Origin of the sequence: Cobetia sp. 5-11-6-3 (assembly GCF_013374055.1) — a bacterium.
GTDB lineage: Bacteria > Pseudomonadota > Gammaproteobacteria > Pseudomonadales > Halomonadaceae > Cobetia > Cobetia marina.
The window spans coordinates 260488-281252 of sequence record NZ_BLWJ01000005.1 but is presented as its reverse complement, the minus strand read 5'-3'; the positions used below and the strand labels follow the sequence as shown (position 1 = coordinate 281252).

General features: G+C 63.6%; 21 protein-coding genes. 15 read left to right on the top strand and 6 right to left on the bottom strand.

The annotated features are described in order from the left end of the window. Window positions 1-20: 20 nt before the first annotated feature. The 6 genes from lysA (at window position 21) to HXS66_RS10970 (ending at window position 5433) form a co-directional block, all read left to right on the top strand. Window positions 21-1292 (top strand): diaminopimelate decarboxylase, encoded by a 1272-nt coding sequence (gene lysA, locus HXS66_RS10995; protein ID WP_176503549.1) that lies wholly within the window; start codon window positions 21-23, stop codon window positions 1290-1292. After that, window positions 1292-2122 (top strand): diaminopimelate epimerase, encoded by an 831-nt coding sequence (gene dapF / locus HXS66_RS10990; RefSeq protein ID WP_077379544.1) that lies wholly within the window; start codon window positions 1292-1294, stop codon window positions 2120-2122. The genes lysA and dapF overlap by 1 nt, the downstream gene beginning before the upstream one ends. Window positions 2123-2192: 70 nt before the next feature. Beyond that, window positions 2193-2984: a DUF484 family protein gene (locus HXS66_RS10985; protein ID WP_176503548.1), complete on the top strand. Its 792-nt coding sequence runs from the start codon at window positions 2193-2195 to the stop codon at window positions 2982-2984. Beyond that, window positions 2981-4039, top strand: a complete 1059-nt coding sequence (locus HXS66_RS10980) for a tyrosine recombinase XerC (protein WP_176503547.1) — start codon at window positions 2981-2983, stop codon at window positions 4037-4039. The genes HXS66_RS10985 and HXS66_RS10980 overlap by 4 nt, the downstream gene beginning before the upstream one ends. Further along, a complete protein-coding gene (locus tag HXS66_RS10975; RefSeq protein ID WP_077379550.1) occupies window positions 4039-4761 on the top strand; it encodes an HAD family hydrolase in 723 nt (240 codons plus the stop codon). Before HXS66_RS10980 ends, HXS66_RS10975 begins: the two co-directional genes overlap by 1 nt. A 222-nt stretch (window positions 4762-4983) precedes the next feature. Continuing rightward, the gene (locus HXS66_RS10970; protein WP_077379552.1) at window positions 4984-5433 is read left to right on the top strand and encodes a hypothetical protein; all 450 of its coding nucleotides are present in this window, start codon (window positions 4984-4986) and stop codon (window positions 5431-5433) included. A gap of 193 nt (window positions 5434-5626) precedes the next feature. Here the strand turns inward: HXS66_RS10970 and yihA are convergent, their stop codons facing one another. Beyond that, window positions 5627-6316, bottom strand: a complete 690-nt coding sequence (gene yihA, locus HXS66_RS10965; RefSeq protein ID WP_077379554.1) for a ribosome biogenesis GTP-binding protein YihA/YsxC — start codon at window positions 6314-6316, stop codon at window positions 5627-5629. A gap of 314 nt (window positions 6317-6630) precedes the next feature. On the opposite strand from yihA, the gene HXS66_RS10960 reads away from it, so the two are divergent. The 6 genes from HXS66_RS10960 to HXS66_RS10935 all read left to right on the top strand — a co-directional run bounded on the left by HXS66_RS10960 (window position 6631) and on the right by HXS66_RS10935 (window position 12833). After that, entirely contained in the window at window positions 6631-7314 is a 684-nt protein-coding gene (locus tag HXS66_RS10960; protein ID WP_255303208.1) for a cytochrome c, read from the top strand. A 261-nt stretch (window positions 7315-7575) separates the two neighbouring features. Further along, on the top strand, window positions 7576-8220 hold the full coding sequence (locus HXS66_RS10955) for a thiol:disulfide interchange protein DsbA/DsbL (RefSeq protein WP_084209502.1): 645 nt from the start codon (window positions 7576-7578) through the stop codon (window positions 8218-8220). Beyond that, entirely contained in the window at window positions 8220-9056 is an 837-nt protein-coding gene (locus tag HXS66_RS10950) for an endonuclease/exonuclease/phosphatase family protein (RefSeq protein ID WP_176493796.1), read from the top strand. Before HXS66_RS10955 ends, HXS66_RS10950 begins: the two co-directional genes overlap by 1 nt. Window positions 9057-9559: 503 nt before the next feature. Beyond that, window positions 9560-10129, top strand: a complete 570-nt coding sequence (locus tag HXS66_RS10945; protein WP_084209503.1) for a TRAP transporter small permease subunit — start codon at window positions 9560-9562, stop codon at window positions 10127-10129. Then, a complete protein-coding gene (locus HXS66_RS10940; RefSeq protein WP_077379560.1) occupies window positions 10129-11535 on the top strand; it encodes a TRAP transporter large permease subunit in 1407 nt (468 codons plus the stop codon). Before HXS66_RS10945 ends, HXS66_RS10940 begins: the two co-directional genes overlap by 1 nt. Window positions 11536-11786: 251 nt before the next feature. Further along, window positions 11787-12833: a TRAP transporter substrate-binding protein gene (locus HXS66_RS10935; protein ID WP_255303213.1), complete on the top strand. Its 1047-nt coding sequence runs from the start codon at window positions 11787-11789 to the stop codon at window positions 12831-12833. A 99-nt stretch (window positions 12834-12932) separates the two neighbouring features. Here HXS66_RS10935 and dtd read toward each other — a convergent pair whose 3' ends face one another. The 3 genes from dtd to HXS66_RS10920 all read right to left on the bottom strand — a co-directional run bounded on the left by dtd (window position 12933) and on the right by HXS66_RS10920 (window position 15575). Further along, the gene (gene dtd, locus HXS66_RS10930; protein WP_176503545.1) at window positions 12933-13382 is read right to left on the bottom strand and encodes a D-aminoacyl-tRNA deacylase; all 450 of its coding nucleotides are present in this window, start codon (window positions 13380-13382) and stop codon (window positions 12933-12935) included. Between the two features lie 131 nt (window positions 13383-13513). Continuing rightward, window positions 13514-14788, bottom strand: coding sequence for a TRAP transporter large permease (locus HXS66_RS10925; RefSeq protein ID WP_176503544.1), 1275 nt, complete (start codon window positions 14786-14788; stop codon window positions 13514-13516). Window positions 14789-14912: 124 nt separating this feature from the next. Beyond that, window positions 14913-15575 carry a TRAP transporter small permease gene (locus tag HXS66_RS10920; protein ID WP_077379568.1) on the bottom strand — a complete coding sequence of 221 codons (663 nt, stop codon included), beginning with the start codon at window positions 15573-15575 and terminating at the stop codon, window positions 14913-14915. Window positions 15576-16019: 444 nt separating this feature from the next. On the opposite strand from HXS66_RS10920, the gene dctP reads away from it, so the two are divergent. Then, window positions 16020-17111 (top strand): TRAP transporter substrate-binding protein DctP, encoded by a 1092-nt coding sequence (dctP, locus tag HXS66_RS10915; RefSeq protein WP_217493015.1) that lies wholly within the window; start codon window positions 16020-16022, stop codon window positions 17109-17111. A 160-nt stretch (window positions 17112-17271) separates the two neighbouring features. Here dctP and HXS66_RS10910 read toward each other — a convergent pair whose 3' ends face one another. Beyond that, the gene (locus tag HXS66_RS10910) at window positions 17272-17802 is read right to left on the bottom strand and encodes a chalcone isomerase family protein (protein ID WP_254696393.1); all 531 of its coding nucleotides are present in this window, start codon (window positions 17800-17802) and stop codon (window positions 17272-17274) included. Between the two features lie 169 nt (window positions 17803-17971). Beyond that, a complete protein-coding gene (gene thiD / locus HXS66_RS10905) occupies window positions 17972-18772 on the bottom strand; it encodes a bifunctional hydroxymethylpyrimidine kinase/phosphomethylpyrimidine kinase (protein ID WP_077379570.1) in 801 nt (266 codons plus the stop codon). Between the two features lie 120 nt (window positions 18773-18892). Between thiD and HXS66_RS10900 the strand changes: the two genes are divergently transcribed. Together HXS66_RS10900 and HXS66_RS10895 are read left to right on the top strand one after the other, a co-directional pair. Continuing rightward, a complete protein-coding gene (locus tag HXS66_RS10900; RefSeq protein WP_373996127.1) occupies window positions 18893-19342 on the top strand; it encodes a YqaA family protein in 450 nt (149 codons plus the stop codon). Window positions 19343-19538: 196 nt separating this feature from the next. Next, window positions 19539-20762, top strand: a complete 1224-nt coding sequence (locus tag HXS66_RS10895; protein ID WP_176503543.1) for a patatin-like phospholipase family protein — start codon at window positions 19539-19541, stop codon at window positions 20760-20762. Window positions 20763-20765 lie beyond the last annotated feature (3 nt).

Here is a 20765-nt window from a genome sequence, read left to right as displayed (position 1 = left end):
GACATCTTGCAGGCCGGATCATGGATCACTTCGTATATCAGGATGGCGTGCTGCACGCCGAAGACGCCTCTCTCGCCACGCTGGCCGAGCAGTTCGGCACGCCTTGCTACGTCTACAGCCGTGCCACGCTGGAGCGCCACTTCAAGGCCTATCAGGATGCGCTGGGCGACCATCCGCATCTGATCTGTTACGCCGTGAAGGCCAACTCCAACCTGGCGGTGCTCAACGTGCTGGCACGTCTGGGTGCCGGCTTCGACATCGTCTCCGCCGGTGAGCTGGAGCGCGTCCTCAAGGCCGGCGGAGACCCCGCCAAGGTCGTGTTCTCCGGCGTCGCCAAGCAGGCCGCCGAGATGCAGCGCGCGCTGGAGCTGGGCATCAAGTGCTTCAACGTCGAATCGCTGCCCGAGCTTGAGCGCCTCAATGCCGTCGCCGGTCGCCTCGGGCGTATCGCACCGGTGTCGCTGCGCATCAACCCGGACGTCGATGCCGGCACCCACCCGTACATCTCCACCGGCCTCAAGGCCAACAAGTTCGGCATTCCGGTCGAGCAGGCGCTGGAGGTCTACGAGACCGCCGCCGCCATGGAGCACGTCAAGGTGGTAGGCGTCGATTGTCATATCGGCTCCCAGCTGACCGAGCTGGCGCCGTTCCTCGACTCCCTCGAGCGCCTGCTGGTGCTGCTGGACCGCCTGCGCGAGCGCGGCATCATCATCGAGCATCTGGATCTCGGCGGCGGCCTCGGCGTGCCCTACCAGAACGAGACGCCGCCGGAGCCCTTCGCCTACGCAAGCGCCCTGCTGGAACGCCTGGCGCGCTACGAGCATGGCAACGAGATGACACTGCTGTTCGAGCCGGGTCGCTCCATCGCCGCCAACGCCGGCGTCCTGCTGACGCGTGTCGAGTACCTCAAGCCCGGCGAAGAGAAGAACTTCGCCATCATCGATGCCGGCATGAATGACCTGATCCGTCCGTCGCTGTATCAGGCGTGGCAGAACATCGTACCCGTCGACACGCGCGAGTCACGTGCAAGCGCCAGCTACGACGTGGTCGGCCCGGTCTGCGAGACGGGCGACTTCCTGGGCAAGGACCGCGAACTGGCCATCGCCCCGGGCGACCTGCTTGCCGTTCGCTCCTCCGGCGCCTATGGCTTCGTGATGGCCTCCAGCTACAACAGCCGCTGTCGTCCCGCCGAAGTGATGGTGGATGGCGGCCAGATGCACCTGGTGCGTCGCCGCGAACATCTGGAAGAACTGTGGACCGGTGAGCAACTGCTGCCGGAAGGTGATGACTGATGCTGGTGCACTTCACCAAGATGCACGGTCTGGGCAATGACTTCATGGTCATTGACCTGATCTCCCAGCGTGGCCGCCTGCGCGATGCCGATATCCGACGGCTTTCGCATCGCAATTTCGGTATCGGCTTCGACCAGCTGCTGGTGGTCGAGCCACCCCGTGACCCGGACATGGACTTCCGCTATCGCATCTACAATGCCGATGGCAGCGAAGTCGAGAACTGCGGCAACGGGGCCCGCTGCTTTGCGCGCTTCGTGCTCAATCAGCGCCTGACCACCAAGCGCGAGATCCGCGTCGAGACCGCCGGTGGCCCGCTGACACTGGTAGTGGCCGATGACGGGCGAGTCCGCGTCGACATGGGCGCTCCGCGCTTCGCCCCCGCCGCGCTGCCCTTCGAGGCCGAGACGGATCTGCCGGTGCATGCGCTGGAGGTCGGCGGCGAGTCCCTGGAGATCGGTGTCGTCTCGATGGGCAACCCCCATGCGGTGCTGCTGGTCGACAGCGTCGACGAGGCACCGGTACGAGAGGTCGGTCCGCTGATCGAAGCGCATCCGCGCTTCCCCAGGCGCGTCAATGCCGGCTTCCTGGAAGTCGTCTCGCCCCACGAAGCGCGCCTGCGCGTCTTCGAGCGTGGCGTCGGCGAGACGCTGGCCTGTGGCACTGGTGCCTGTGCAGCCGTCGCTTCCGGCATTCGTCGTGGCCTGCTCGCCAGTCCTGTCGATGTCACGCTGCCTGGCGGCACCCTGAGCATCGAATGGGGCGGCGAAGGTCACCCTGTCTTCATGACCGGCCCCGCCGAGACCGTCTTCGAAGGCCGCATCATCCTGTAAGCCGCCGCTGACAGGGGACGCCTGCGCGAAGCGCCGGCGTCCCGTCGCCAACCCTCGCAAGGAGAGCCATATGGCCGAGCCATCCGCCTCACGTCGCCCGCGCACGCTGGACCCGGACCGGGTCGCCGAGTGGCTGGCCACGCATCCGGATTTCTTCGAGGGTCGGGAAGGGTTGCTCCAGCAGCTGCGCGTGCCACACCCCGAAGCACGCGGTGGCAGCGTCTCGCTGCTGGAGCGGCTGGTGCATGACCTGCGCGGACGTACCGAGCAGGCCGAGGCGCGTCTCGAGGAGCTGCTCAATACCGCCCGCGACAATGAAAGCCGCTATCAGCGACTGCGTCAGATCGTGCTGGATCTGATGGATGCCGAATCGGATGATGCCCTCGCGGAGACTCTGGCAACCCGTCTCAGCGAGCTGTTCGACATCGCCGCCGTCTGCCTGTGGCAGCGCGGCGCCGACCCCGCGACCCAGCCACCGCGTCAGGTGCTCGATGATGCGCGTGCCGAGCAATTCGAGCGCCTGCTCGAAGGCCGCGCCAGCCGTTGTCTGGCGATGCCACGCACGCGCTGGGAAGCCCTGCTGCCGGACCATGACTGGCCGCTGGGGGCGGAGTGCCACGATCTGGTCGAGGCCAGCCAGGCGGATGCCACGCGCGGCTCCGCCGTCATCGTGCGTCTGACCCGTGGCGAATGTCTGGGCTATCTGGTGGTCGCCAGTGCCGAGGCCGAGCAGTTCCGTGCCGGACTCGACACTCTCTTCCCCGAATATCTCGGCGATGTGCTGGCGCGCTGCCTCGGGCGTCATGCGACGAGTCACACCTCAGACTCCGCTGCCTCGCGTGATGATCAGGCCGCGCGATGAGCGCCTCTGACCTCCCGGATGACTCCCTCGACACTGCGAGGCGCCAGGCGCTGACCCGCCCTTGCCAGCAGTTTCTCGCCCATCTTGCCCAGGACAGCAGCGCGGCGACCGTGAGCGCCTATCAGCGCGATCTCGAGGCACTGATCCACTTCATGTTGCGCCCCTCACCGGCCGAGACCACGGTGGATGCCGACACCAGCGCCGCCGCTCGGCCTCCTGCAGAGTGGCAGGCCCTAGATGTGCCGACGCTACGCCGCTTTCTGGGCGCTGAGCGCAGTCGTGGGCTCGCCCCCCGTTCACTGGCCCGACGTCGCGCGGCGATCAGTCGTTTCTGTGGCTGGCTGGTCGATCACGGCATTCTGGCGCACAACCCGGCGGGCCTGGTACAGACACCGCGCCTGCCGGACCACCTCCCTCGCCCGGTGGACATCGACAGCCTGTCACGCTTTCTCGACTGCCCGCACGACGGCACGCCGCTGGCGATCCGCGATCAGGCCATGCTGGAGCTGCTCTACGGCTCGGGGCTGCGACTCTCGGAACTGGTCAGTCTCGACCTCGACATGCTGGAGACACGCCGCCTGCGCGTGCGCGGCAAGGGCAACAAGCCTCGCCAGCTGCCCATCGGCTCGCGAGCGCGTCAGGCGCTGGATGCCTGGCTGAAGGTGCGTGGCCAACTCGCGCCTGCTGACGAGACTGCCCTGTTCGTCGGCCAGCGAGGCCAGCGGCTGGGACAACGCGGCGTGCAGCTTCGTCTGGTGACGCAAGCGAAGACACGCGGCCTGCCGGAGCACCTGCACCCCCACCGACTCCGCCATTCCTTCGCCAGCCATCTGCTGGAATCCAGTGGCGATCTGCGCGCCGTGCAGGAGTTGCTGGGCCATGCCCATCTCTCCACGACCCAGGTGTATACCCGACTCGACTGGCAACAGCTGGCCAGCGCCTACGACCAGGCTCACCCGCGTGCACGTCGCCAGCGTGGGCCAGAAGAGGCAACGCCGGCTGACATTGACGCCGCCTCCCCTGCTGATGTTCTGCTCAAGGATGATCCCCTGTGATGCCCGCAACGACGCCTTCGCTGACCGCATTGACCTTCGATCTCGATGACACCCTGTGGGCCAATCGCCCGATCATGGAGCGCGCCGAGACGGAACACTACGCCTGGCTGGACGGTGAGATCGGTCATGCCACTGATTTTCCCCTCGAGGAATATACCCGTCGCCGCATGGCACTCGGGCTGGAACACCCCTTGCGGCGTGGTGACTTCACCTGGCTGCGCCGTGAAGCCATGCGCATCATGCTGCGCGATGCCGGCCATGGCGAAAAGGAGGCCCATCACTGGTCGCATGCGGCCGTCGAACGCTTCCTGGCATTGCGCCACGAATTGCAGCCCTTTCCGGAAGCCAGCGAGCTGCTCGACTCACTGGCCCGGCATTATCGCCTCGGCGCCATCACCAATGGCAATGTCGACCTGACACGCCTGGCGCTGGACCATCATTTCGAGTTCAGCATCGCCGCCGGCGAATGGCTGGCGCCCAAGCCGGATGCACGCCCCTTCCTCGCCGCCATGGCACGTCTGGGCAGCCGCCCCTCCACCACGCTGCATGTCGGCGACTCATGGAAGGAAGATGCCCTGCCGGCAGTACGTCTCGGCATGCAGGCGGCATGGATCGACGTGAAGGGGCGTGGCGCGCCGGAGCCGGTTCCCGCCGGAGTCCATGTCATCTCGCATGTCCGGGAGCTTCCGGAACTGTTGCGGCACCTGAATGCATCACGATGAAACGACAGCGCTTCTGACCTTCCAGACCTGACCGTCGGTTACCTGCTGTCACCTGGACTGACGTTCCAGAAAAGCGATACACAAATTAAAACTTGTACAACTTTATGGCGGAGACCATATTTGTTGTACAAGTTTCTCGTGCCTGACGACCCAGCCTTCCACGGGCCTGCCAGGGGCATCCGAGAACTCACGTTCGATGTCGTCGCGACTGGAGAGGACAGCATGAGCACTCAATCATCATCTCGGCGTGTCATCTGCCAGAGTTGGCAATATTCCCGCGCCATCAGTGACGACGCCGAGTCCCGCGACGCCACCGACATCATCGAGAGATTCCAGCAGGATCCCGGTCCGCTGGCCCTGCCGCATGCCAGTGCCTGGCAGGGAGTGTTGATCGGCACAGGACAGGTCGTGCTCTGCGCCATGCTGATCGTACTGGCGGTCTACAGTGCGCGAACCAGCATGGAAAACGCCACGCGAGGCGTGACCTCGGTACCGGCAGCGATCATCGACATGTCGGGCGGTGATCCACGGGCACGCAGCCTGAATGCCCCTGCCGACAGCTCCCAGGGTGGCCACCTGACACGTTTCGAGGTGCGGGCGAGCCAGGCTGCGATGCCGCAGGTCCCTCAGCGACTGCTGTCAGAAAACACCGCTCCCAGCCTGTTCATGTGAGCAGTGATGAACGGTGACAGGCGGTCGGCCACAGGTGACCGACCCCGCCAGGGCAGAGGTCTGGACGCCCCATAACTGGATGCCCCATAACTGGACGCCCCACAAAAGAGACGCCCCACAAAAGAGACGCCGGTCACCCAAGGGTGACCGGCGTCTCTTTTTGTGCAGCAGCACATGTCATGACACGGACGACTCAGTCGTCGAACGGGTCCTGGGGGGCTTCATCGGCCTCACCCTCCGTGACACCTTCCATCACCGCCGGGTCCGCCAGCCACTCATCGAGCTTGGCGTGCACCTGCTCGACTCCCGAATACTTGAGCGACGAGAACAGCTGCACGGTGACGAGGTCTTCCCACTCCTTGAGGGCGTGCCGTACCTTCTGGAGGCTCGCCGCCGCCGGTCCACGCTTCAGCTTGTCCGCCTTGGTCAGCAGGATATGCACCGGCATCTGTGCCTCATCGGCCCAGCCCAGCATCATCTGGTCGAATTCTGACAGCGGGTGACGCACATCCATCAGCAGCACCAGGCCGCGCAGCGACTGGCGGTTGCGCAAGTAGTTGGACAGATGGGACTGCCACTCACGCTTCACCTTGTCCGGCACCTTGGCATAGCCATAGCCGGGCAGGTCGACCAGATGGCGGCCCGTTTCACCGATGGTGAAATAGTTGATCAGCTGAGTGCGGCCAGGCGTCTTGGAGGTACGCGCCAACGCCTTCTGGGACGTCAGGGCATTGATGGCGCTCGACTTTCCGGCATTGGAGCGACCGGCAAAGGCCACCTCGGCACCGACATCCGTCGGGCACTGGGCCAGGGTGGCGGCGCTGATCAAGAAGCGTGCCTGACGATAGTGAAGCTTGGGGGACGGAGTGGCTGACTCGGCCATGAGAATCTGAATACCTGTTGATGGCGGACGTCTCGCCCGCGCGACATCACGTGAGAGCAGAAGAAACGGCCGGTGAAACGGAATAGAGCACCACTGGCGCTGTCAGCTCGACAGGCAGGCGGCAGGCACATTAACGCGCCCTGAAGGGGATTCGCTATACTGCCGAAATGACAAGCATCACGCTCATGATGCGCTAGTGTACCACCCAGCTCTCACGGGCTGCGAGGCGTCTGACGTACTTCTCCTCGGGTGATGCTTGCCACCAGCGCCGGGATGACTCCACTGCGGGATTTGCGCAAACAGGGACCAGTGACATGAACAAGCTGATGAGATCACCGCAGCACCGTGAAGGGCCGCAGAGCTCGAGCTGGGGCGTACTTGCCACGACGATTTTCGCCACCTTGAGCGCCCTGCTGGCGCTCAGCCTCTCGCCCCGCGCTGGCGCAGACGAGATCACCGCGGATGCCAGCGCCGGCCAGGCCAAGGCAGCCGTCTGTGCTGCCTGCCATGGCGCGCAGGGCGTGTCCCCAGCCTCCGCCTTCCCGCACCTCGCCGGACAGCAGGCCCATTATCTGCGCAAGCAGATCACGGATATCCGCGAGGGTCGTCGCGCGGTTCCCCAGATGGCAGGCCTCACCGACACCCTGAGCGATCAGGACATTGCCGATATCGCGGCTTATTATGCCGAGCAACCCGCCAATCGCGGCCAGGCAGAGCCCGACGCCGCGAAAGCAGGTGAGGTGCTGTACCGGGCCGGCTCGCTTGAGCGAGGTATCGCGGCCTGTACCGCCTGCCACGGCCCTCGCGGCGAGGGGATTGATTCAGCAGGCTATCCCGCGCTGGCTGGGCAATTCCCCGCCTACACCATCACCTCGCTGACGGCCTTTCGTGACGGCACGCGTGACAACGACCCCAATGACATCATGAGCAGCATCGCCGCACGCATGAGTGACAGCGACATGCAGCAGATCGCCGAGTATCTTCACGGCCTGCGCTGAGGCATCCAGTCAGGCAGATGTCACGTATGACATCTGCGATGGCGACCGGCTCCGGCACGGCGTGGCGTGCTCTGCACGGCAACGTGGTCGAACGGCGTTCATCCAGCGGTCAACCTTGTCACGCTAGGCTGGCCAGACAGTGATCCGCCGTGTCCCGCCCGGCAGTCTCGACAGCGGTGGTGGCTGACACGCATACTCGATGCATCACTAATGTTGCCGGGTCTCATGCCCGGGCATGCCTCAACCCGATGGAGATGTTCCATGAAGTGGAAACCCCTACTGACTCTGGTGGCGGGCCTTGGCCTGTCAGCAAGCGTGTTCGCCGCTGAAGCTGGCAAGGACTATCAGGTACTCGACGAACCGGTGAAGACCGATGCACCGGCCGGCAACGTCGAAGTGGTCGAGGCATTCTGGTATGGCTGCCCGCACTGCTACGCACTGGAATCCAGCCTCGAGCCGTGGGTCGATGAGCTGCCCGGTGACGTGACCTTCCATCGTCTGCCGGCCACCATGGGGCAGGACTGGGTCAAGCACGCCTATGCCTTCTATGCCGCCAAGGATCTGGGCATTCTCGATCAGACCCACAAGGCCTTCTTCGATGCCATCCACAAGGACCACCAGCGTCTCACCGACCCGGAAGACATCGCCGCCTTCTACAGCGACTACGGTGTCAGCGAAGAAGACGCCGAGAAGTCCCTGACCTCCTTCGGCGTGAAGAGCCAGGTCAATCAGGCACACGCACAGATGCGCGCCTACAAGATCATGGGTGTCCCCGCACTGATCGTCGACGGTCGCTATGTCGTCTCTCCGAGCACGGCTGGCTCGCTCAAGAACATGCTCAAGATCACCGATGAGCTGGTCGAGCAGGTGCGTGAAGAGAAGGCTGGCGACAAGGACGCCGCCTGATGGCAGAGGCCGCTGACGACTCCCCAGTGGCCGCCGACGCAGCGGATGATACCGGGCATGGATTGTCGGGTTCGCCGCTGCGTCTGCTGACCTTCAACATGCAGGTCGGTATCCATACCGCGGCGTGGCATCACTATGTCACCCGCGGTTGGCAACATTTGCTGCCACATCCCAAGCGCCACCGCCGCCTGGAACTGATAGCCGGGGCCATCACGCCTTACGACATCGTCGGGCTGCAGGAAGTCGACGGCGGCAGCTTCCGCTCCGGCAACGTCAATCAGGTGGACGCGCTGGCCGAGACGGCTCACTTCCCGCATCGCTATCAGCAGCTCAATCGCAACCTCGGCCGGCTGGCACAGCACAGCAACGGCCTGTTGTCGCGCCTGCCGATCAGCCATCTCGAAGAGCACAGCCTGCCCGGCACCCTGCCGGGGCGCGGCGCCATCCATGCTCGCTTCGGCGAGGGGGAGCATGCGCTGCATGTCTTCGTCACGCATCTGGCACTTGGCGCGCGAATCCAGCGCAAGCAGCTCGATTATCTCGGAGAGCTGATCGCACCGCTCAAGCACGTCATCGTGATGGGCGACCTGAACTGCACCCTGGCACAACTGCGCCAGCACAAGGGATTCTGCGAGGCGCTCGACTCGCGGCCCAGCAAGGCGATCAACAGCTATCCTGCCTGGCAGCCACGGCGGGGTCTGGACCATATTCTGGCCTCCTCCACCCTGCACATCGAGCACCCCAGCACCCTGTCCCACCTCTTCTCCGACCATCTGCCTCTTGCGGTGGAAGTGCACCTCCCCGTGGCCTGTCAGAAGGCGCTTGGTCTGGCCTGACACGCCCTCACCTCAATTCTCAGTCCTCTCACGGGTGCCTGGATATCACCCTCGATATCCGCCGGGACCCGCCTGTCCGTCACCTTGATTGCCACCTTCCCGTTCCCGTCCTGTATGGATTTTTCAATCCAAGTGACTGAATCGAAAGATATATCTCGCCTGTCAGACCAATGATCCATTTGTCACTGGCCAGCCACTCGCTACTCTTGGCCTGTCCGAGGGCGTGGATTAATCGTGAAAGCAACGCTGATGACTGCCGAGAGCCTGCATGGCCTCACTGGCATCTGCCATCCACCAGCGTGGAATAGCGTTGTCTGAAACGACGATTGCCGGATTGCCGACGTCTCATCAAAGCTACAACATGAGCAAAGCCTGAACTGATGTGACGATCGTCAGCGTGCACACGAGATCGCCCCGACTACGATGACGGCACACGCAACGCCAGACTCGGCAACAACAACGCCAACAAATATCACCTGCTACCCGCAGGCCAAGGGGATTCCATGTCTGCCACTGCCTCTACCCCCGGCTGGCTCACAGGGCTCGACCGCATGACCGAAGGGCTGGGACGCTGCGTGTCCTGGCTGGTCGTCATCATGATGCTGGTCGAATTCGCCATCGTGATGCTGCGCTACGCCTTCAACATCAACAGCATTCCGATGCAGGAATCCGTGATGTACATGCACGCGACCGTCTTCCTGCTCGCCGCCAGCTACACGCTCAAGCATGACAACCATGTCCGCGTGGATATCTTCTACCAGCGCATGTCCCATCGCGGGAAGTCGTGGATCGACCTCGGCGGCACCCTGTTCCTGCTGTTCCCGGTGATGATCTTCATCCTGCTCTCGAGCCTGGGTTATGTCGGCGACTCGTGGAGCATCAAGGAAGCCTCCCCCGAATCCGGTGGCCTGCCTGGCGTCTATCTGCTCAAGAGCCTGATCCCCGCGGTCGCCATCCTGATGATGCTGCAAGGTGTCGCTGAAGCAGGTCGCCACCTACTGTTCCTGTGCGGGCGGCTGCCGTCGCCGCATGCGAGCGATGACACCCCTGATCACGATGAGGAGCTGGTGTAATGCTCGAGATCATGCCGCTGCTGCTGTTCGTGTGTATCTGTGTCGTTCTCATGCTGGGCTATCCGGTGGCGCTGTCGCTTGCCGGTACCGCGCTGGCCTTCGCCGGGCTCGGCATGGGGCTGGACGCGCTGGGCATTACCCAGGGCGTATTCGATGCCAGCTTCCTGTCGGCGATGCCCAATCGCCTCTACGGCACCATGACCAATCAGACGTTGCTGGCCGTGCCATTGTTCGTGTTGATGGGCGTGCTGCTGGAAAAATCGAAGGTCGCCGAGACGCTGCTCGACGCCATGGCGCTGATGTTCGGCTCACTGCGTGGCGGCCTGGGCATCTCCGTGACCATCGTCGGCATGTTGCTGGCGGCCTCCACCGGTATCGTCGGCGCGACCGTCGTGACCATGGGCCTGCTGTCACTGCCCACCATGCTCAAGCGTGGCTATGACCCGTCGCTCGCCACTGGCGCCATCTGTGCCACCGGCACCCTGGGACAGATCATTCCGCCGTCCATCGCACTCGTTCTGCTGGGCGACGTGCTGTCTTCCGCCTATCAGCAGGCGCAATTGTCGATGGGCATCTGGAGCCCGAAGACCGTCTCGGTGGGCGACCTGTTCATCGGCGCCCTGGTGCCGGGCCTGATTCTGGTGGTCGCCTATATCGTCTACATCGCCATCATCGCCTGGCTCAAGCCCGAGAAGGCACCGGCCGTGGACCGTGACGCGCTGATGAAGGAGCTGGGCCACACCGGTGGCATCGGCTGGCTGCTCCTCAAGGGACTGGTGCCGCCGATCGTGCTGATCGTCTGCGTACTGGGCTCGATTCTCGGCGGACTGGCCACGCCGACAGAAGCCTCTGCCGTGGGTGCCTTCGGCGCGCTGATGCTGGCCGTCGCCAACCGCAAGCTGAGCTTCAAGACGCTGACGGAAGTCGTGCGCTCCACCACCAACGTCACCACGATGGTCTTCCTGATCCTGATCGGTGCGGCGCTGTTCTCGCTGGTGTTCCGTGGTTTCGGCGGCGAAGAGGTCGTCACCGAGATCTTCGAGAACATGCCCGGTGGCGTCATCGGTGCCACCCTGGTGGTGATGCTGGTGATCTTCCTGCTCGGCTTCATCCTCGACTTCATCGAGATCACCTTCGTGGTGGTGCCGATCGTCGGCCCGGTGCTGCTGGCCATGGGCCTCGACCCGATCTGGCTGGGCATCATGATCGCCATCAACCTGCAGACCTCCTTCCTGACACCGCCCTTCGGTTTCGCGCTGTTCTATCTGCGCGGCGTCGCGCCCAAGGAAGTCAGCACCAAGCAGATCTACAAGGGCGTCATTCCGTTCATCCTGATCCAGCTGTGCATGCTGGGGGCACTGGCCGCCTTCCCGGGCCTGGCCACCTGGCTGCCGGCCCAGTTCTAGGCCACGACTGACGAGACAGTACAAGAACAGAACACGGACAGAACAAATACAGAGTAGCAACTGAATTGGCGGGGCTCGCCCCGCCAGCTGATGGGAGAGCCGCCAGTCGGCTCATGCAGATGCACGGGAGCCGTTCGCGGCCCACCTCTTGCCCAGCGCCAGTCCCTGACCGGTGCACAACAACAATCGGGCACTTCAAGGAGCATGCCATGCAACTCAACAAACTCGCCTTCGGCATCGCCGTCGGCACCATGACCGCCATGGGCACCCTGCCGGCCATCGCCAATGCCGCGGATACCTACACCTGGAAGATGGTCACCTCGTGGCCGAAGAACTTCCCGGGCGTAGGCCAAGGTCCCGAGCGCCTCGCGCGTCTCGTCGATGAGATGTCTGATGGACGCCTCAAGATCAAGGTCTACGGCGCCGGACAGCTGGTGCCGGGCTTCGAGGTGCTCGATACCGTCTCTTCCGGTACGGCGCAGATCGGCCACTCGGCCTCCTACTACTGGAAAGGCAAGGCGCCGGAAGCCCAGTTCTTCGCCGCCGTCCCCTTCGGCATGACCGCACAGGAAATGAACGCCTGGCTGCATTACGGCGGGGGTCTGGAGCTCTGGAACGAGGTCTATGACAAGTTCGGTGTCGAAGTCATGGCCGGTGGTGCCTCGGGCGTGCAGATGGGCGGCTGGTTCAACAAGGAGATCAACTCGGTTGCCGATCTCGACGGCCTGAAGATGCGCATGCCGGGACTGGGTGGCGATGTCATGCAGCAGATGGGCGTGGCGACCGTCAGCATGCCGGGCGGCGAGATCTTCACCTCGCTGCAGTCCGGCGCCATCGATGCCACCGAATGGATCGGGCCGTACAACGACCTGGCCTTCGGTCTCTATCAGGCCGCCAAGTACTACTACTATCCGGGCTGGCACGAGCCGACCGTCACCTTCGAGGCCATCGTCAATGACGACGCCATGGCCGAGCTGCCCAAGGACCTGCAGGCCATCCTGCGTTCCGCGGTACGTGACGTGAACCAGGACATGCTCGACGAGTACACCGCGCGCAACAACGATGCCCTCGAGACACTGCTCAACGAGCACAAGGTCGAGCTGCGCCGCTACCCGCAGGACGTGCTCGACAAGGCACGTGAGCTGTCCGGCGAAGTGGTCAAGAAGCTTGGTGACTCCAATGAGCTGGCCGGCCGCATCTACGAGTCCTACACCACCTTCGAAGGCAAGGTCGAGAAGTGGCACGAAGTCTCCGAACAGGCCTTCCTGAACGCACGCAATCCGGAAGGCGTGGAGTAAGACTGCATTACCTGTGTCGCGCTCCCGCGAGGCGGCGCAGTCCTATCATCCAATGCTTGCAGCCGCCCCCTCGGGGGCGGCTTTTTTGGGTCTACGCGATCAGCTCTCGAGCAGGAAGGTCACCGGCCCGTCATTGAGCAGCGAGACCTGCATGTTGGCGCCGAAGCGCCCGGTCTCGATTCCCACCTCGAGTTCCCGCCCGCGCTCACGCGCCTTGTCGACCAGATAGGAGAACAGTCGCTCGCCCTCCGCCGGTGGCGCCGCCGAGGAGAAACTGGGGCGCATGCCGCTGCCGGTGTCCGCCGCCAGCGTGAACTGCGAGACCAACAGCAGACTGCCGCCCACCTGCTGGACGTTGAGGTTCATCTTGTCGTTCTCGTCACCGAAGACGCGGTAATGCAGCAGCTTGTGCAGCAGCTTGTCGGCACGCGCCTCATCATCGCCCTTCTCGACGCCCACCAGTACCAGCAGACCGCCCCCGATGGCGCCGACGCTCTCGTCCTCGACCACGACTTCCGCCCGTGTGACGCGCTGGATCAATGCTCGCATGCCGCTTGCTCCTTCAAGAGATGAATGATGATTCATGACATTTCGTGTTCGGGAGCATACCAGACGCGAACGCCCCGCAGACTGAGCCTGCGGGGCGCGACAAGTGTTACTTGAGGATGTGGGAGGAGCTGCTAGTTGGCGAGGCTGGGCAGGAACAGCGCGATCTGCGGGAACAGCATCAACAGCACCGTCGCCAGCAACAGCAGGGCAATGAAGGGCGGCGTGCCACGGATGACCTCCATATAAGGCTTCCGGAACACCGCCACCGCCGTGAAGATGTCACAGCCGAAGGGTGGCGTCGCCGAACCGATCGCCGCCTGCAGGGTGACGAGGGTACCGACCAGCACCGGGTCCAGTCCGGCGGCATCGACGGCCGGGGCAAATACCGGCGCCAGAATCAGGATCACCACGATGGGATCGACGAACATGCAACCAACAAAATAGGCCACCGCGATCACCGCCAGCAGCGCCAGGGCGTGTTCTGACAGGTACGGGATGTACCCGCCGAGAATGGCATCCGGAATCTTGGCGAACGAGATCATCCACGAGAAGCCGGCGCCCGCCGCCACCAGAATGAAGACCACCGCGGTGATCAGACCGGTGGAGAAGGCCACGCCGGGCAGGTCCTTGAGCGTGACGCCACGGTAGATGAGCATCTCGAGAATCAGCGCATAGATCACCGAGACCGTGGCGGCCTCCGTCGGCGAGAACATCCCCGAGTAGATGCCGCCGATGATGATCACCGGGAAGCCGGCGGGCAGACTGGCGCGCTTCAATGCCTTGAGGCGCGCAGGCCAGTCCGCCTTGGGCTGCGGCGCAATGCCCAGCTTCCACGACTTCCACATGCAGTAGAGCGAGAACAGCACCAGGATCATCAGCCCCGGACCGATACCGGCGATGAACAGATCCCCCACCGAGGTACCGGTCGCGACACCGTAGATGATCATGCCGATGGACGGCGGAATCAGCAGCGCGATGTCAGAGGCATTGATGATCAACGCGATGGTGAACTTGTCACTGTAACCGGCTTCCAGCAGCCGCGGGCGCAGCGGGCGCCCCATCGCGACCACTGTGGCCTGGGTGGAGCCGGACACCGCGCCGAACAGGGTACAGCCCAGCGCGGTGGTCACCGGCAGACCGCCACGCCAGTGGCCGACGAAACGCTCGACCACATCCAGCAGACGCTGGGCGGTGGAGCCCTTGAGCATGATATCGGCCGCCAGAATGAACATGGGGACCGCCGTCAGTACCACCGGCTGCAGGCCACCGATCATCTGCTGGATCACCAGCTCTGGCTTGAGAAAAGGGAAATCGCTGAACAACAAGAAGAAGGTGCCGACACTCAATGGCACCATCATGGGTACCCCAAGCAACAGCAGCCCCACCATCACGAGCAGAATCCACATCGCAGCTTCCGTCCCTGGGTCAATGTAGTGTGATCAATCACGAGCCCTGCAACACGCATCAGCCAAGGCATCTCTTGCCTTCACTCCCGCGCCACAGGCTCGCATCCGAAGTGGAAGAGACGTGCTAGAGCGCACCGCTGCCGTCGACTTCCTCGTTCTCGTCTATCTCCGCCGTACGCCACGACAGCCAGGCACCTTGTGCCAGCAGATTGCGCAGAATCGCCATCAGATACTGGAGGGCGCCCAGCGCCAGCCCCAGCGGGACCACGGCATAGAGTGCCGCCAGCGACCAGCGCAGCGACGGCGTGACACGCCCTGACCTGGCCAGGCTCTGCAGATAATCCACCGCCAGCCAGGCCAGGTAGGCCAGCAGCGCACAGGTGATGACCTGTCCGGCGATCAACAGCACCTTGCGCAACCACGGCGGCATGAAGTCCAGCAGTGCCGTCACGCGGATATGGCGTCCGGCGCGCGCGCCGTAGCTGATGCCGAGAAAGGTCAGCCACAGCTGCAGGATCTGCATCAGCTCTTCGGTGAACGGCAGGCTGTAGTTGAAGACGTTGCGCCCGATCACATTGGCGATACTGGCCGTCGCCATGCCCAGCACGCACAGCGCGATCAGCCAGCGCTCGACGTGTGCCAGGCCCTGATCACCGCGTTCGAATATCGCCGCCAGGCGGCGCAGCGGTGCAGGCAGATGTGCGAGGGGATCCTGAGCGCCTTGCGCCTCGGCCGGGGTGGGCCGGGTCTCATCAGCGGGGGGAGACTTGGAGGGGGGCGAATTCATGAAGCGGCTTCCTGTTGATGTGGCTTCCTGCCAGGCAGGCTTTCTGTCAGGCGACGCAAGCACAGCGATTTGCGCCACGCCGTCTGAATTTGCCAGTACGATCCATTGAAATTTTCCGAGACACCGCCGTGATTTTCACTTTGGTGAGTCATGATCTAGCTTTATTGACGGTACCCTTTATTAGCGACACTACGAACCAGCACGCGGACTGCCTCTACCGAGCCATCTGGCAGGGCATGCCACCGACCCGGAGCAGGAGTCATCGAGTACCAGAATCTCATGCGGACAGGCTCAGCCTATTCATAATAAATTCTAATCACACTATCCGATTTGGTAATTTTTTTATTATATTAAGAATGGCAATATTATCTAAATGATGCAAGTTGCACGCCGGGTTCGCCCCATACCACCCGGCGCTGATGGAAATCACACAAGGAGAACAAGATGACGATGCAATGGAACCCGTCACCCGAGCAGAATCGCGAGACGCCCAGAACTCCTGTTCACCTTTCTCGTCTTGCCGCGCTCCTCAAGGGAGGCGCCCTCACGGCCGGCCTCGGCATGGCGGCACTGGCCTCCGCGGGCGTACAGGCTGACACCTGGCGTTTCGCGCTGGAGGAAGTCTCCGGCAGCGTGCAGGATGCCTACGCTCAGGAATTCAAGAAACGCATCGAAGAGGCCTCCGGCGGTGACATCGATGTCGAGATCTACCCCTACGGCGCGCTGGGTACCTCCTCACAGCTCACCGAACTGGTGCAGAGCGACGCCATCCAGCTGACCTTTGCGTCACCGGGTCACCTGGCCTCGGTGATTCCTGAATCAGGCGTCTTCACGCTGCACTTCCTGTTCTCCGACGACAATGCCGTCAATGAAGAGGTGCTCGGCAACTCCAAGGCCATCGACATGCTGTCCGAGGCCTACACCGAGCAGAACCTTCAGCTGCTGGGCGTGATTCCGGAAGGCTGGATGGTCTGGACCGGCAATCGTGACATCGAGACGCCTGAGGACATGAAAGGCTTCAAGATTCGCACCATGACGTCACCGATTCTGGTGGAGAGCTATCGCGCCTATGGCGCCAACCCGACGCCGCTGCCGTATTCGGAGGTCTATTCCGGACTGCAGCTGGGGCAGATAGACGGCCAGGTGAACCCGGTGTTCGCCATTCAGGAAATGAGCTTCTATGAAGTTCAGGACTACATGATCCAGGCCAAGCAGGCGCAGTTCATCACCACGCTGGTGGCCTCCAGCGATTTCTATTCCGGTCTGGATGACGAGCAGCAGCAGATGCTCGACAAGGTCACCAACGAGATGCGCCCGTATATCTTCGAGAAGCAGGAGGAGTACAACGCGGACCGTCTCGAGAAGATCAAGCAGGACAGCGACATCAAGATCATCACGCTGAACGACGAGCAGCGTGAAGCCTTCCGTCCGGTCGGCGAGAAAGGCTGGGAGGTCTTCCGGGAGCAGGCCGGCGAGCGCGGCAGCAAGATCCTCGACACGCTGCAGGCCGACATCAAGGCGGCAGAAGCCAAGTAAGCCGCAGCATTGGCCAGCGAGTTGCCACGGGAGACCTTCCTGACGGCAACGATGGCCGTGTCAGATGACAAGACGCCCCTGCCGGGTAACCGGCAGGGGCGTCTTGATGAGGCAGGGCTCGCCATGGGCGCGAGTCGCCCGGAAGTTCAGAGGCTGACGGCTAACGCCCCAGCAGTTGTGAACGAAAGTCGTCGCGCGCGGGGGAGTCGCCAAGCCAGATCGCGAACACCCCGTTGGCCAATGCCAGCGAAGCGCTCTCGAAGAGCAAGGTATCGTTGAGCGCCAGCGTCAGCCGTCCCTTGCCACCCTCCTCTGCCTGCCATTCCAGCGCATAGCGATCTCCCGGCGACACGTCCCGATAGGCTGCATTGAAGCGCGACAGCTCCGCCTCGATCGCCGCGAAATTCGCTTCGGAAAGATTCTGGCGCACGCCCCTGGTGGTCGCCTTGGCGAAGTCAGCCGCCTCGATGGCATGGAAATACTCCAGCACCAGACGTCGCGAGACATCGCTGAGTGGTGCAGGCCGCGGCCGCCGGGCATCCTGATAATAGCCACCGACGTAGGCGTCCCATACCAGATAGGTAAACAGCCCGGTACCGATCAGCTCAAGCGGCTGGCCGCCTTGCGTCTCGGCCTGATCCGCGAAGGTCACTCCCTTTATCTCGGCGGCAAACGCCCAGGAGGGAAGCATGGCAAGCACTCCAGCCATCAGGCTGGTGCGCAACCACCGAGACGAGAAAGCCCTTGGCAAGGGCAGGCGAATCCGGGAGCGGGACATGGCATCGACTCTTCAAGGAAGTGACAGGGAGGCGTTCCTCTCACGCGCGAGGGGTCAGCTCAGGCTCTCGCGACGCACGGTCTCACCAGAGTGCGTGAAAGTGGTGCACGGGGCCACGCCCCTTGCCGACATTCAGCTGATCCGAGGCACGCAGCGCCCCCAGCAGCCATTCCCGCGATTCCTCCACGGCTCTCGTCAGTGACAGCCCCTGCGCCAGGCGCGCCGTGATCGCCGAGGACATCGAGCAGCCGGTGCCGTGCAGGTTGTCGGTCTCGATCCGTGGCGCGCACAGCCATTGCTCACCGGCATCACTGACCAGCAGGTCATCGCAGGCCTGGCCCTCCAGTGCGCCCCCCTTGATCAGAACAGCATTGGCACCGCGTGCGCGCAACTCACGCGCGACCTGAGGCATGTCCTCCCGCCCGATCAGACGACGCTCGCCCAGCAGCACCGCCGCTTCATGCAGGTTGGGCGTGATGATGTCCGCCAATGGCACCAGATGCTCTGCCACCGCCTGGATGGCCGCGTCATTGACCAGCGCATCGCCGCTCTTGGCCACCAGCACCGGGTCGAGCACGATCCAGCGCGGGCGACGCTGACGGAGCCTGTCCGCCAGCAGCTCCACGACAGCCGGGTCCGCGACCATGCCGATCTTGATGGCGATGATATCGAGATCATCCAGCACGGCATCCAGCTGTGCTCCGATGAAGGCGCACGACACCGGCTCGACGCTGCGCACGCCACAGGTATTCTGGGCGGTCAGTGCCGTGATCACGCTGGCTCCATACGCCCCCAGCGCGGAGAATGTCTTGAGATCCGCCTGAATGCCGGCCCCGCCCGATGGGTCTGAGCCGGCAATCGTCAGGACGCACGGAATATGCATGCACGAGACTCCCGGAAAATGACATGAATTTGCCAACAGCATACCCGAGCGGCGAGGGGAAGAAAGCCACCCAGCTGCCTCACCCTCGGCTCGGCCCCTGCGGATCAGGAAAATCGCGGCATGGATGACGTGGTCGCCCTGCTGTCGCTGGGCCTGATAGCACTGGCCAGCGCCACGCTGCTGCCGGGCGGGTCGGAAGCCGCATTGGCGGGGCTGTGGTGCGAGGGGGTCGCCCCATGGGCGCTATGGCTTGCCGCAACGCTTGGCAACACGCTGGGCAGCCTGATCAATGTCGCCCTGGGACGCGGTGCACGGCACCTGCGGACTCGTCGCTGGTTCCCGGTCTCGCGGCGAGCGCTGGCGCGCGGCACGCTGTGGTATCGCCGCATCGGTGCCTGGAGCCTGCTGCTCAGCTGGGCCCCCGTGATCGGTGACCCCTTGACGGTGCTCGCAGGCGTCTTCCGCCTGCCCTGGTGGAAGAGCGTGCTGTTGATCCTGGTCGCCAAGGGCGGCCGCTACGCCCTGCTGCTGGTGATCGCGGACCACTGGCTGACCCCCTGGTGTACGTGAATCACCCGTCAGGCCACGCGCACAGGCCGCCCATGCACGAGCCACAGGAGCCACAGGAGCGTGCTATGCTGACAGCTGCTATGCTGCACTGCACAATTCGTGTTCGCTTTCATTGCCACAAGCCGATCACCTGCCAATCAGGTAGCCGAGGCCGTGCAGGCCATCAGCGTGGCGCTACCGGAAAGGAGAAGGTTTCATGCGTGATACATCCTGCGACTTCTGCGCTGACGCGCTCAATATTCTGGTCCTGCAAGGCGGCGGTGCCCTTGGCGCCTACCAGATCGGCGTGTTCGAGGCACTGGCAGAGGCCGGCATCCAGCCCGATTGGGTCGTCGGGACCTCGGTCGGTGCCATCAATGGCGCACTGATCGCGGGCAATCCGGATGGCGAGCGCCTCAAGGCCCTCGAAGCGTTCTGGTATGGCATCGCGCAACCGGCCAACAGCCTCGGGCCGGCCTTCCACCCCTGGGAGCGCAGCGTCGCGCGCTCCTCCGCCATGCTGTGGGGCATCCCGGGCTTCTTCCGTCCGCGCCCCCTGTGGACAGTTCCCATCTGGCAGAGCTTCTTCGGCGAACCGCCCAGTCTCTACGACACCGAACCGCTGGGAGACACCCTCAATCGCCTGGTGGACTTCGAGCGCCTCGACGCCCGTCACCCGGAGAACGTGCGGCTATCGGTCGGGGCGGTCAATATCGGCAGCGGCGCATTGCGTTACTTCGATTCGTCACAAGAGGCGCTGGATCACCGCCACATACTGGCCAGTGGTGCCCTGCCGCCGGCATTCCCGCCGGTGTGGATCGACGGTCAGGCCTACTGGGATGGCGGCCTCTACTCCAACACGCCGATCAGCTGGGTGCTGTCGGAGCGCGCGCACAGCGAGACGATCGTCAACTGCTACGTCATCGACCTGTGGAGCGCCTACGGGAAGGTGCCGGAAACCTTGCAGGAAGCCCAGCTACGCGAAAAGGACATCCAGTACTCCAGCCGCGCCGGTGAGCATCTGCATCTGATGGAAGAGAATCAGGTACTGCGCATGGGCCTGGAGCACCTGGCCGACCTGCTGCCGGAAGACCTGCGCCAGTCTCAGGAAATACACGACATCCTGGCCATGACCCAGCAACCGTCCATCAATGTCGTGCGTCTGCTGGCGGCGGCCCGCCCCGACGAGACCTCACTCAAGGATATCGATTTCTCGCGTGCGACCATCGATTCACGTCGTCGCAGCGGCTATGGGGACATGCATGAGGTGCTGAACCGCTGCGAGCAGTTCGATCCCCTGCCGCGCAACATCGGGGTCATCGTCCGCAACTTCACCCGCAACTCGCGGGGTGAGCTGATCAGCCTGTCAGCCCCGGATGTCCCCCCGACGGAGAGCGAAGAGGAGGATGAGGGTCTGCCGAGCCAGGCCAGCGGCCGCTGAGGC

Bases quoted from the DNA above. Each gene is read 5' to 3' on its own strand.
- HXS66_RS10910 (WP_254696393.1), bottom strand. From the start codon at position 17,802: ATGCTTCCCTCCTGGGCGTTTGCCGCCGAGATAAAGGGAGTGACCTTC.
- HXS66_RS10950 (WP_176493796.1), top strand. From the start codon at position 8,220: ATGGCAGAGGCCGCTGACGACTCCCCAGTGGCCGCCGACGCAGCGGAT.
- HXS66_RS10925 (WP_176503544.1), bottom strand. From the start codon at position 14,788: ATGTGGATTCTGCTCGTGATGGTGGGGCTGCTGTTGCTTGGGGTACCC.
- HXS66_RS10945 (WP_084209503.1), top strand. From the start codon at position 9,560: ATGTCTGCCACTGCCTCTACCCCCGGCTGGCTCACAGGGCTCGACCGC.
- HXS66_RS10895 (WP_176503543.1), top strand. From the start codon at position 19,539: ATGCGTGATACATCCTGCGACTTCTGCGCTGACGCGCTCAATATTCTG.
- yihA (WP_077379554.1), bottom strand. From the start codon at position 6,316: ATGGCCGAGTCAGCCACTCCGTCCCCCAAGCTTCACTATCGTCAGGCA.
- lysA (WP_176503549.1), top strand. From the start codon at position 21: ATGGATCACTTCGTATATCAGGATGGCGTGCTGCACGCCGAAGACGCC.
- HXS66_RS10940 (WP_077379560.1), top strand. From the start codon at position 10,129: ATGCTCGAGATCATGCCGCTGCTGCTGTTCGTGTGTATCTGTGTCGTT.
- HXS66_RS10975 (WP_077379550.1), top strand. From the start codon at position 4,039: ATGCCCGCAACGACGCCTTCGCTGACCGCATTGACCTTCGATCTCGAT.
- dtd (WP_176503545.1), bottom strand. From the start codon at position 13,382: ATGCGAGCATTGATCCAGCGCGTCACACGGGCGGAAGTCGTGGTCGAG.
- HXS66_RS10920 (WP_077379568.1), bottom strand. From the start codon at position 15,575: ATGAATTCGCCCCCCTCCAAGTCTCCCCCCGCTGATGAGACCCGGCCC.
- HXS66_RS10960 (WP_255303208.1), top strand. From the start codon at position 6,631: ATGAACAAGCTGATGAGATCACCGCAGCACCGTGAAGGGCCGCAGAGC.
- dapF (WP_077379544.1), top strand. From the start codon at position 1,292: ATGCTGGTGCACTTCACCAAGATGCACGGTCTGGGCAATGACTTCATG.
- HXS66_RS10985 (WP_176503548.1), top strand. From the start codon at position 2,193: ATGGCCGAGCCATCCGCCTCACGTCGCCCGCGCACGCTGGACCCGGAC.
- thiD (WP_077379570.1), bottom strand. From the start codon at position 18,772: ATGCATATTCCGTGCGTCCTGACGATTGCCGGCTCAGACCCATCGGGC.
- HXS66_RS10900 (WP_373996127.1), top strand. From the start codon at position 18,893: ATGGATGACGTGGTCGCCCTGCTGTCGCTGGGCCTGATAGCACTGGCC.
- HXS66_RS10955 (WP_084209502.1), top strand. From the start codon at position 7,576: ATGAAGTGGAAACCCCTACTGACTCTGGTGGCGGGCCTTGGCCTGTCA.
- dctP (WP_217493015.1), top strand. From the start codon at position 16,020: ATGACGATGCAATGGAACCCGTCACCCGAGCAGAATCGCGAGACGCCC.
- HXS66_RS10935 (WP_255303213.1), top strand. From the start codon at position 11,787: ATGACCGCCATGGGCACCCTGCCGGCCATCGCCAATGCCGCGGATACC.
- HXS66_RS10970 (WP_077379552.1), top strand. From the start codon at position 4,984: ATGAGCACTCAATCATCATCTCGGCGTGTCATCTGCCAGAGTTGGCAA.
- HXS66_RS10980 (WP_176503547.1), top strand. From the start codon at position 2,981: ATGAGCGCCTCTGACCTCCCGGATGACTCCCTCGACACTGCGAGGCGC.